This is a genomic window from Nostoc mirabile CHAB5784, from assembly GCF_020829645.1.
Taxonomy (GTDB): domain Bacteria; phylum Cyanobacteriota; class Cyanobacteriia; order Cyanobacteriales; family Nostocaceae; genus Nostoc; species Nostoc mirabile.
Window position 1 is genome coordinate 1 of the sequence record NZ_JAIVFS010000171.1, and the last position, 10,274, is coordinate 10,274.

At 45.0% G+C, this 10,274-nt stretch carries 11 protein-coding genes and 2 pseudogenes; 4 read left to right on the plus strand and 9 right to left on the minus strand.

Features of this window, described 5'->3' with window-relative positions; all coding sequences use genetic code 11:
* A pseudogene (locus LC653_RS42185) lies at positions 1–125 on the minus strand (RNA-guided endonuclease TnpB family protein); the annotation flags it as partial.
* Between the two features lie 42 nt (positions 126–167).
* The gene (locus LC653_RS46615; protein ID WP_267923417.1) at positions 168–296 is read right to left on the minus strand and encodes a hypothetical protein; all 129 of its coding nucleotides are present in this window, start codon (positions 294–296) and stop codon (positions 168–170) included.
* Between the two features lie 107 nt (positions 297–403).
* On the opposite strand from LC653_RS46615, the pseudogene LC653_RS42190 reads away from it, so the two are divergent.
* Positions 404–592, plus strand: a pseudogene (locus LC653_RS42190) (Coenzyme F420 hydrogenase/dehydrogenase, beta subunit C-terminal domain); the annotation flags it as partial.
* A 167-nt stretch (positions 593–759) separates the two neighbouring features.
* Here LC653_RS42190 and LC653_RS42195 read toward each other — a convergent pair.
* Complete coding sequence (locus tag LC653_RS42195; RefSeq protein WP_229501242.1) at positions 760–1,014, minus strand: ParE family toxin-like protein; 255 nt, start codon at positions 1,012–1,014, stop codon at positions 760–762.
* Positions 1,014–1,214 (minus strand): hypothetical protein, encoded by a 201-nt coding sequence (locus tag LC653_RS42200; protein WP_229501243.1) that lies wholly within the window; start codon positions 1,212–1,214, stop codon positions 1,014–1,016. Before LC653_RS42200 ends, LC653_RS42195 begins: the two co-directional genes overlap by 1 nt.
* Before the next feature lie 182 nt (positions 1,215–1,396).
* Here LC653_RS42200 and LC653_RS42205 point away from each other — a divergent pair, with 182 nt between their 5' ends.
* Complete coding sequence (locus LC653_RS42205; RefSeq protein WP_229501244.1) at positions 1,397–2,590, plus strand: Coenzyme F420 hydrogenase/dehydrogenase, beta subunit C-terminal domain; 1,194 nt, start codon at positions 1,397–1,399, stop codon at positions 2,588–2,590.
* A gap of 92 nt (positions 2,591–2,682) precedes the next feature.
* On the opposite strand, the gene LC653_RS42210 is transcribed toward LC653_RS42205, so the two are convergent.
* Together LC653_RS42210 and LC653_RS42215 are read right to left on the minus strand one after the other, a co-directional pair.
* Entirely contained in the window at positions 2,683–2,925 is a 243-nt protein-coding gene (locus LC653_RS42210; RefSeq protein ID WP_229501245.1) for a hypothetical protein, read from the minus strand.
* A gap of 274 nt (positions 2,926–3,199) precedes the next feature.
* A complete protein-coding gene (locus LC653_RS42215; RefSeq protein ID WP_229501246.1) occupies positions 3,200–5,350 on the minus strand; it encodes an ABC transporter ATP-binding protein in 2,151 nt (716 codons plus the stop codon).
* Between LC653_RS42215 and LC653_RS42220 the strand changes: the two genes are divergently transcribed.
* Together LC653_RS42220 and LC653_RS42225 are read left to right on the plus strand one after the other, a co-directional pair.
* On the plus strand, positions 5,349–5,681 hold the full coding sequence (locus tag LC653_RS42220) for a DUF433 domain-containing protein (protein ID WP_372478294.1): 333 nt from the start codon (positions 5,349–5,351) through the stop codon (positions 5,679–5,681). The genes LC653_RS42215 and LC653_RS42220 overlap by 2 nt on opposite strands.
* Positions 5,682–5,690: 9 nt before the next feature.
* The gene (locus tag LC653_RS42225) at positions 5,691–6,065 is read left to right on the plus strand and encodes a DUF5615 family PIN-like protein (RefSeq protein ID WP_229501247.1); all 375 of its coding nucleotides are present in this window, start codon (positions 5,691–5,693) and stop codon (positions 6,063–6,065) included.
* 80 nt (positions 6,066–6,145) lie between these two features.
* On the opposite strand, the gene LC653_RS42230 is transcribed toward LC653_RS42225, so the two are convergent.
* The 3 genes from LC653_RS42230 to ldpA form a co-directional block, all read right to left on the minus strand.
* Positions 6,146–6,754, minus strand: coding sequence for a hypothetical protein (locus tag LC653_RS42230; RefSeq protein WP_229501248.1), 609 nt, complete (start codon positions 6,752–6,754; stop codon positions 6,146–6,148).
* Between the two features lie 175 nt (positions 6,755–6,929).
* Complete coding sequence (locus LC653_RS42235; RefSeq protein ID WP_229501251.1) at positions 6,930–8,663, minus strand: R3H domain-containing nucleic acid-binding protein; 1,734 nt, start codon at positions 8,661–8,663, stop codon at positions 6,930–6,932.
* 84 nt (positions 8,664–8,747) lie between these two features.
* Complete coding sequence (ldpA, locus tag LC653_RS42240) at positions 8,748–9,908, minus strand: circadian clock protein LdpA (protein WP_229501249.1); 1,161 nt, start codon at positions 9,906–9,908, stop codon at positions 8,748–8,750.
* Positions 9,909–10,274: the final 366 nt, after the last annotated feature.

Sequence of the window (10,274 nt, forward strand, 5' to 3'; positions counted from 1 at the left end):
TTGCGGAGAAATTTAGGATTCTCGACCATCACACCGTCAGAATCGGTGTAGTATTCCTTCAACCCAACATCTAACCCTAATGTATTACCAGTTGGTTCTATGTTTTCAGAACGGTCTACATCAATGCGATTTGCTTAAAAACATCAAATTTTTGGACTGCACTGGCGCTAGCTGCTGTGCGTTGCTTCCCCATGTTCGAGCTTATCCGCCAAAACACGCAGTGCTAATGCTTGAACTATTGCAACAGCTTCTTCCTTTGTCTGTCCATAAGCCAGTACACCAGGAAAACCAATCACTTCTGCTTATTGCGTCCATCCTTTTCTTGTTCAATCTCTATTGTGAATTTCATACTGAGTGAAGGTATTGTAATAAAAGCAATTCCTGGATAAAACAAAAAATTTATATGACCTCAGTTGATTCTAACAGGCACAAAAAAACCAGACCTTTAAAACCTACTAACCGCCGCCCTGCGAAAGAACTCTGTAGCGAGTGCGGACTATGCGATACATACTATATTCACTATGTCAAGGAAGCCTGCGCTTTTATTAATCAGCAAATAGGCGAACTTGAAGGAGAAACGCACATGCGATCGCATTTTTATCCTTATTTATATCTGGCAATGACACTCCGTAGTCTGAGGTTTTTATGCGGAAGATAGCTTTGCAACATAACGGTGAAGTTCTGCGGCGGCAGGTAAGCTTGAACCCTCACCGATAACCTCTGTTCTGCCCGTATTAACGCAGTGTTGGGCTGCTGTAACTACATATCAATAAGCTTGTTGTACTCTGCGTGAGTCCCGATCCAAAACCACAAAATACCATCCTTAACTTCTACACCCAATGCCCTATAGTTTCGCCCTGCCCGGACTGACCAGTATTTACCAACCTTCTTGAAATGCAGTGATGGATGGCAGGGATCAGACTTGAGTAACTCGTAGCACTGATCGGCTATTCGCTGAACCTCTTCAGGCAGAACATTGTAACGTTCCCAAAACCGATGAGTTGTGTAATGCATCAAATTGCTTGACAGTTACCCGCCTCGAACTCAGCGATCGCCTCCTGTGCAAAAGCTTCCAGTTTGCCATCAGCAATGTCTTTCTCTAATTGTTCATCCCACCGTTGATAGTCTAAATCAGCAAACCATTCAAGGAGCTTCTGATACTCGTTAGGTGACAGTTGGAGAATCGCGGACTCAATTTGCTCAAGCGTCAGCATAAGGATACATCACCTTTAATCTAAGCAAATTATAGCTTGCTCAACTAATGATCTTGACCCAGGAGAACCAATCACTTCTGCTTATTGCGTCCATCCTCTTGTTGTTCAATCTCTATCGTCAAGTTCATAGCCAGTGAAGGTATTGTAATAAAAGTGATTCCTGGATAAAACAAAAAATTTATATGACCTCAGTTTCTCCTCACAAAAAAGCCAGAGCCTTAAAATCTACCAGCCGCCGCCCTGCTAAAGAACTTTGTAGCGAGTGTGGACTATGTGATACATACTATATTCACTATGTCAAGGAAGCCTGCGCTTTTATTAATCAGCAAATAGGCGAACTTGAAGAAGAAACGCACACGCGATCGCGCCATCTCGATAACCCTGATGAACTGTACTTTGGTGTTCACCAAGACATGATGGCGGCGCGAAAACAACAGCCCATCGAAGGCGCACAATGGACGGGTATTGTTAGCAGCATTGCCATTGAAATGCTTAATTGCGGCATAGTTGAAGGTGTCGTCTGCGTGCAAAATACCAAAGAAGACCGCTTTCAACCCATGCCCGTCATCGCCCGTACCCCAGAAGAAATACTAGCAGCGCGGGTAAATAAACCAACTCTTTCCCCGAACCTTTCTGTGTTGGAACAGATAGAAAAATCAGGGATGAAGCGGCTGTTAGTAATTGGTGTTGGTTGCCAAATCCAGGCATTACGAGCCGTAGAAAAACAACTTGGTTTAGAAAAGCTGTATGTTTTGGGTACGCCCTGCGTAGATAATGTTAACCGCGCCGGACTGCAAAAATTCTTAGAAACCACCAGCCGATCGCCTGAGACAGTTGTGCATTACGAGTTCATGCAAGACTTCCGGGTTCACTTCAAACATGAGGATGGCTCATCAGAAACTGTGCCTTTCTTTGGCTTGAAGACAAACCAACTCAAAGATGTCTTTGCCCCATCCTGTATGAGTTGCTTTGATTACGTCAACTCCCTAGCAGATTTAGTTGTTGGCTACATGGGCGCACCCTTCGGCTGGCAATGGATTGTAGTTAGAAATGACACAGGTAAGGAAATGCTGGATTTGGTGAAAGACCAGTTAGACACTCAACCAGTGATGTCTAAAGGCAACCGGAAGGAAGCTGTACAGCAAAGTATTCCCGCTTACGATAAAGGCGTTACCCTCCCAATGTGGGCAGCAAAACTGATGGGTGTGGTTATCGAAAAAATCGGCCCCAAGGGTTTAGAATATGCGCGGTTTTCCATTGATTCTCACTTTACTCGGAATTATTTGTATGTGAAGCGAAATCATCCTGAGAAATTAGAAGCGCACGTTCCAGAGTTTGCCAAGCGTATTGTTGGGCAATATAAGTTACCAGAATAAAAATTGGGCATTGGGCATGGGGAACAATAACTAAATAACCCAAGTTGCTGAATTTGAATATAAAAGTGCTACTTACAAATTTATATTTCCACTCAGTAACGCCAAATTCCGAGTTTCAATATCAAAGTTTCGAGTTCAAAGGTTGAAGTTTCGAGTTCAAAGGTTGAAGTTTCGAGTTCAGAGGTCGAAGTTCCGAGTTCAGAGGTCGAAGTTCTGAGTTCAAAGGTCGAAGTTCCGAGTTCAGAGGTCGGAGTTCCGAGTTCAGAGATCGAAGTTCTGAGTTCAGAGGTCGAAGTTCCGAGTTCAGAGGTCGAAGTTCTGAGTTCAAAGGTCAAAGTTCCGAGTTCAGAGGTCGAAGCAATAATATTTCCCCCTGCCCCTCACTCCCCATAGGTGTCAACTTAACGTGAAACCCTTGTCAAGACATGATATTGAGTTCATTCACTTACCATTACGATCCGCATTACCCCACCCCGGTTTTGTCTAAAGCCAAAACCGCCCCTCCCCTTGGTAAGGGGAGGGGTAAAGCGTATGTGGGACAAGCGTTTGAGCTTAAGTTGACACCACTCCCCACTCCCCACTCCCCACTCCCCACTCCCCACTCCCTACTCAGTTGTAACTACTAGCTTGACGAGTAAACATTAAGTGATACTGTCCGCCTAGTGCTATGAGTTCGTCATGAGTGCCTACCTCAATAATTTGACCGTGTTCTAGCACTACTACTCGGTCTGCTAGTTTTGCCAAGGCGAGGCGATGGCTGACTACAACGGCTATTCTCCCCTTTGCCAGGGTACGCAAAATGTTGTAAATCTCATGTTCTGTTTTCGGATCAAGATTCGCTGTTGGCTCGTCAAGTATGAGGAGTTCGGCTGGAGACAGTCGCAACAAAGCACGAGCGATGGCTAATCTCTGCCATTGTCCCCCTGATAGATCAATACCGCCTTCTAGCTGTTTGCCTAAGAGGGTTTCCAAACCGTAATCTAGCTTTTGAATTACTCTAGCTAAACCAGCCTCAGCGATCGCTTCTGTAATCGCCTCATCATCCTGCATTTTCTGTAAATCCCCAAAGGCAACATTCTCTCGTACAGTAGTCGGAAAACGAGCGTAATCTTGCATGACTACATCAATCCGCGATCGCAATTCTTCTAACGGGAGCGATCGCAAATCCTGCCCATTCCAAATAATCGCACCTTGGCTAGGATCATAAAGGCGACATAATAGCTTTGCTAATGTGGTTTTACCAGCACCATTCTCACCCACCAGTACAATCATCTCGTTGGGGTGAATCGTCAGGTTGATATTTTTCAAGATTGCGCTATCGCTATTGGGATAGGTAAAGGATAGATTTTCGATGTAAATACCTGTCTGCGATGCTTGATACTTAGTTGCATTTAGACCTGATAAACCTTGCCGATGATCAGATGAATTTTTGCCATTTTTTTGAAAGTTCCTATTTTTAGCAGCCGATTCTCTGACTTCTCCCCATACGTTTGTTACTGACTTTGATTGCAACTCTGAATGAGAACGGGATAATTGCGGCTCTAATTCCAAAAGCTGGAAAATGGGCGTTGTTGCCAGTGCAATATTATATAACTCTGACCCGCCAGACATCAAATTATCCAAACTTCGACGCACTTCTAAAATTACCCCAGTGTAAAGTGCTAAATCCCCTAAAGTATGGGTTCCACTTAGCACTCCCTGAACTACGTACACATAAGTTAATGCAAAGCCTAAGCCACTGAGTAAAGACCAACCAATAACCGCCGTTGTCCCCCGACGGCGAATCTGTTCCATTGCTTTAAAAATGGTATGGTAAAGTCCGTGCCAACGTTCTAAAAGTAAGGGTTGTAAGCTAAACAAACGCAGTTCTTTAGCGTATGTCTCCCCAGTTAAAACCGTTTTATATAAGTTCATTTCCCGAAGAACACTTGCTTGGGTTTTTTCTACTCTCCAAACTTGCTTACGGTATTTCCTTTCTACATACATAGCAGGGATAACGCAGATAAACAAAATTAGTGGTACCCACCAAGCAAGGGACACCGAAAGGAGTATGGCTGGAATGAAGATAAAAATTCCCTCTAACATCGTCATAAGCCTAAGACAAAGCTCTGGAAGTCGTTGTACTCCCTTTTCGGTCAGCTGCACCAAATTTAGTAAATCGGGTGTTTCAAACAGCGCAATATCTTCAAAAGTGGCAACCTTCTCAATCACTTGTCCTTGGATAAAGCCTATAATGCGATCGCGCAGGGAAGTATATACAAAGCTATTGATGTTAGCGATCGCATCACTCACCAGATTTATCAGCAGTGAACCTGCAATACTATAAAGTAGCAGAGGTTGGGCAAGTATCAGGGCGATCGCATTCTGTGTTGTCCCTGCGCTCAATAAGCGAGTAATTTCATCAATGATCACCTTGTTGAGCCAAATAGCGATCGCTGGGCCTGCACCACCCAATAATGTCAAAATTGCCACATAGCGTAGCTCCTTTGGAACTACCTGCATCACCGTTACCACACTGCGGCGAAAGGCTTGGAATGGAGAAATTTCTATGATTTGCATATATCTTAAAGTAGCAAATAATAGCAAAATTCCCAGAGAGAGGTTGTGATCTAAATTTCTATGAGTAGGGAGCGATGCCTGCGGCGGGCTACGCCTACGCACTGATATCAAGCTACTAGCAGACATTAGCGACGCCGAATAGCCCACACAACGGCTACGCTCAGTGACCACCGCAGGCATCGCACAGGTGAGTAATATCATGCCCATCACTTCAAAGAGGGGTAAGGGGCAGGTTAAACTAGATAAATTAGCGAGTGTACGCACTATAATTGAACTGCAAGGCATCTGCACGCAGAGAAACATGGAAAAACTTGATCGCATCACGCTTAATCCTAATATTTGCTTGGGGCAACCGACAATTAGGGGTATGCGAATCACTGTTAGTGTCATCCTCAAGATGCTAGCGAATAGTAAGTCCGTGGCAGAGGTATTACAAGCCTATCCAGAACTAGAAGCTGAAGATATTCAACAGGCACTCAAATATGCCGCTTGGGTTGTTTCCGATCAAATTCAGATAGTCCCAACTGCTTGAGGAATACCTGTGACTGATATCAGGCTACTAGCAGACATGAACATTTCACCTCAGACTGTAGCTGGGTTACAAGGGGAAGGATGGGATATTATTCGAGTCTCTGATGTTTTGCCTGCAACTACATTCGATTTGGAAATCTTAGAATTTGCCCGCCAGGAAAATAGAGTTGTTGTAACTCAAGATTTAGATTTTTCTATGCTGCTAGCCTTGAGAGGCTACAATCAACCAAGCTTAGTCACCTTGAGATTATCATTAACTGACCCAGACATCATTACTAAAAGGCTTATGAACACAATTCCTCAAGTAGAACAAATACTTAGGGAAGGTGGTGCTGTAACTATAGAAGATGCTACTGTACGTACCCGTAGATTGCCGATAAGATAATTTGTGGTTACAGCGGCCATCCTGGTTAGGACGAGTCTGGTATGGATAGCTGTGACAACCGCTCTCAGCGAAACCTAAACTTAAGTTGATTGTGACCGAATCATCCACACTAAAATACCTAAGACTTGCTCTACTGGAGGAATTAAGTACTCAGTTAAATCAATAGTTACAGTGCTATCCTCCAACTTGAGGAATGTCCACAGGTTGCCACTAGTAACACTACCGTAGATAGTAGCAATAGGTTTTTCGTATTTGGCATTAAACCTTTGGGCGGCGATCATTTCTGCGATACACTGCCCCAAACCACCTTTAAGATTTTCCTTTTTGGCTTCCACAATCACCACTGCTGGGGCTTCAATAAATAACTGTTCTGGCGAAATGCTAATCAGAAAGTCGCAAAATCCCGCCAGTCCTACTTCTGGCTCAACATTAAATTCTTCTCCAGAAAAAAAACTGATTTGTCTGTTAAAAATTTTTCGGACTTCAAACAAAATTGGGCTGATAATCAATTCTGATCTAGCTTTCTCAGAACCCATTGCAATTGCTAGCTGGATACTTTCTGCTAAAAATTCAGCCAGCAGAGGACTAGGTGAGATTGGTTCTATAGGAGGTAAAAATCGCCCACCTTCTACTAAGGTGAGATTAAAGTCTTGTTTTACTTTTCTTAAAGAAAAATCTTTATAGGACATCAAGTGTCTCCTAGTGGTCTATCGCATTAATTTTGCTGACTTCGTAGTAAGCACTGAAGTGCTTAAAATTCAGGACTAAAGTCCTTACTACGAACTTATTCACCTGTGATAACTAATGAGACAGGTCACTAGTGACATCCCCTCTTTGTATTGCCAAGAGGGGTTAGGGGTGAGGTTATGCTGGATAAATCCGTAAGCGGCGGTTTGGTTCTTCGCCAAAACTATGCGACTTGAGGCGATAATGTTCTACCAACTCATGCTGCATTTTGCGAACTTGGGGAGAACGCGGCAATAACTCCACTGGCTGTCCTTTCGGAATCACAATTTGCTCAACAGCAAGTCTAGCTTCTTCCAAGGCATCCATCTCATCATCGCTACCATTGTGCAAAAACAGTTGCAATTCTAGGTCATCGGCCATGTCTGGGTCATCCATGTTCAGCAACCGCCGCAAACCACGGGTAATTTGGGGTATGGTGCTGGACTTAATCATGTGGATGGGTACATGACGGGCTTTGGCCATTTGGCGTAATTTGGCGTGGTTTTTGACGTGCGATCGCAGTGCTAAAATTGCATCAGCACTATCTATATCTTTTGTCAATACCACGGGCAAAGTTAGCACACTAATTACCTGTTCCAGTTGATGGCGACTAACACCATAAGGGTAAACGTGCAATGGCAAATCTTCACCATTCGGCCCTGGCTGTCTAGTAGCAGCATCCAAATCAATGCTTTCGGAATAATTAAAGGATTCATCCAGCAAACGATCAAACTCACTACGTCCAGTTACCCGCTCTACAGGCAATTGCGGCAGTGCTACCATTTGTCCAGATGAACGCCAGCCATTAGACGGTCGCGCCGATGGGAAAGATTCTTCCACTGTCGCTAACTGTCCACCGCGACCGTTGACAACAGCTAACTGCCTTGTAACAGCGATTTTACCTTGGTCATCAACAGTTCTCGTTTGTGGGGTAGGCTGACGTCCCCGCAGCAGATTATCTACTGTGTCAGCAACACTTTCGTGTACTGTCCAGCGTTGGCGCTCTAACATTTCCACAGCGATTTCAAAGGTAGGAGGGGCTTTCCGCTCCAAAACAGTCTTTTGAGAACCTCGCCGTCTAGCTTCATCGTCTCCCAGCGTCACAGCTTGGATACCCCCAACTAAATCAGCCAGGGTCGGGTTTTTGATCAGATTTTCGATCTGATTTCCGTGGGCAGTACCTACCAACTGTACACCCCGTTCCGCAATGGTACGAGCCGCTAAAGCTTCCAGTTCTGTGCCAATTTCATCAATGACAATGACTTCTGGCATGTGGTTTTCCACTGCCTCAATCATCACTTGATGCTGTTCATTTGGATGAGCCACTTGCATCCGCCGAGCGCGACCAATGGCGGGGTGAGCAACATCACCATCCCCAGCGATTTCGTTAGAGGTGTCAATAATCACCACTCGCTTTTGCAGATCATCCGCCAAAACACGGGCAATTTCCCGTAAGGCAGTAGTTTTGCCCACGCCTGGACGCCCCAGCATGAGAATCGATTTACCAGTTTCTACCAAATCGCGGATCATGCCAATGGTTCCGAATACCGCTCGACCAACGCGACAGGTCAAGCCAATAATCTTACCGGTGCGGTTGCGGATGGCGCTGATCCGATGCAAAGTTTGCTCAATTCCTGCTCGATTATCTCCGCCAAAGATTCCAACTCGTTGAATACAATCATCTATCTGTTCTTGAGTAACGGGTACTTCACTCAGATACTCAGCTTGATTAGGAAACCGAGCCTCTGGGCGACGACCCAAATCCAAGACCACTTCTACTAAACTATCTCGTTTGGGATGACTCTCTAGTACTTGTTGCAGGTCTTGGGGCAAAATGTCTAATAACTTTTGGAGATCGTCTGTAATCGTCATGCTTTCTATGGTGACGTTTTTAGAGATAGCGAGGACATTTGCGTGCAGGAGAACCCGCTCTGGGTAATTTCCCGAAACGAGCAATTAACGCTCCTGCTGTGACTTGATCTGGGAAACGAGAGAATGGGCAAGTTTTACAGCTTGCCAAAGTAATACGTCATTTTCTTCGAGGCGAAGATTCGCTTGCACATTGGTGTTATTTACCTCCTTATTCTCTAACTGTTCGAGAATTGGTGACAGCAGTACGCGGGCGTAGCTACCGTAGGCGACCCCGGAAATGAACGAGGGGGGGCAGGGAGCAGGGAGCAGGGGAAAAATTTCTTCTCCTCTGCCCCCCGCCCCCTGCCCCTCTGCCTCTTTGAGCAGTCCCATTGCCTTCAACTTAGCAACGGTATAGCTATTTGTGCCGCCTGCTAACTGCACATATCCCGGTAACTTAGCTGCCAAAACTTTTTGCCCTAATTTCACCGCGGCTATTGTGGTGCCATCGCCAATATCACCACTCATGGGACGGCCGTCGGTTTGCCAAATTAAAGCACTCTTGAGTGGGGCAATCAGTTCATATACTGCTCTTAGGTAGTCAATCATCCCCTCGCCATCGGGACAGCTGATAGCTACTAGCTTTAGTTGAGCGGCCCACGGTGAAATTGCCTGCCATAATTGCTCAAATTCTGTCAACCGCCCAACTTTTGTATGGATTTCTACGGCATCTACTCCCGTTGACATTACTAATGGCGCGATCGCTCCCGGCGTTGACATATATGAACTTGTATCAATTATACTATATGGGCAAACTGGTATACAACGACCGCAGCCATAGCACTTTTCTGATATTACTCCGGAAAAGTTTTCTTTTACATTGTTAAACACAATTGCTTGTGCCGGACAAATCCGTTCACAGGGTCTAGGACACTCAGTAGGACACTTAGTAGGATTAAATTCTGCTTTCCGAAAATGGGGATCTTCTCCATCGTTCAGGCTAACCATCAAAAAGGGTAAGTTGCCTTTGTAGTCAAAGCCTCGCTTTTGGGCATCCGTAGCCAGAGATTTGGCTACTTGTAGCCCTGCTTGCGCCGCTGCAATTACGGCTGGATCAGCTGCAACATCTATGCAGTCAGCGCCCGCCAAAGTATAGGCTAACGTTAAACTTCTGACTGCCGGTAAATGCTGGAAGCTGGCTCCGCAGATCAGCTTGAACCAGTCACCTTGTTTGAGAGATTGTAAAGGGGCGAACAGATCAGTCACTATTCTATTATGCGTTTATGCGACTAAAAATAGTAGTCTGTGATCAAGAAAAAGTCCGGATTTCTTGATTCAGGGCATTGGGCAAAACAGTACTAAGTTAAGAGTTAGGAGTAGAGACGCGATTAATCGCGTCTGTACAAGAGACGCGATTAATCGCGTCTGTACAAGAGTTATTCTCCCCTCTGCCCCACTCAGCACTCTTGAGGGGTATGGGGCACTTGTACGTAGGTTAAAAGCTAATACCAATTCAAAAAATGTTTGCGACAGATAAGGCATCAAGGATGAAGTCATAACCAGTCAAAGAAGCAGCAATTTTAGGAGTTAGTTCAGCAAGAAGTTGAGCAACTTTAGTTCGCAGATGCTCCA

Coding starts and splice junctions, on each gene's coding strand:
- LC653_RS42195 (WP_229501242.1), bottom strand. CDS start 1,014: ATGCATTACACAACTCATCGGTTTTGGGAACGTTACAATGTTCTGCCT.
- LC653_RS42200 (WP_229501243.1), bottom strand. CDS start 1,214: ATGCTGACGCTTGAGCAAATTGAGTCCGCGATTCTCCAACTGTCACCT.
- LC653_RS42205 (WP_229501244.1), top strand. CDS start 1,397: ATGACCTCAGTTTCTCCTCACAAAAAAGCCAGAGCCTTAAAATCTACC.
- LC653_RS42220 (WP_372478294.1), top strand. CDS start 5,349: ATGCCCATCACTTCAAAGAGGGGTAAGGGGCAGGTTAAACTAGATAAA.
- LC653_RS42215 (WP_229501246.1), bottom strand. CDS start 5,350: ATGATATTACTCACCTGTGCGATGCCTGCGGTGGTCACTGAGCGTAGC.
- LC653_RS42230 (WP_229501248.1), bottom strand. CDS start 6,754: ATGTCCTATAAAGATTTTTCTTTAAGAAAAGTAAAACAAGACTTTAAT.
- LC653_RS42235 (WP_229501251.1), bottom strand. CDS start 8,663: ATGACGATTACAGACGATCTCCAAAAGTTATTAGACATTTTGCCCCAA.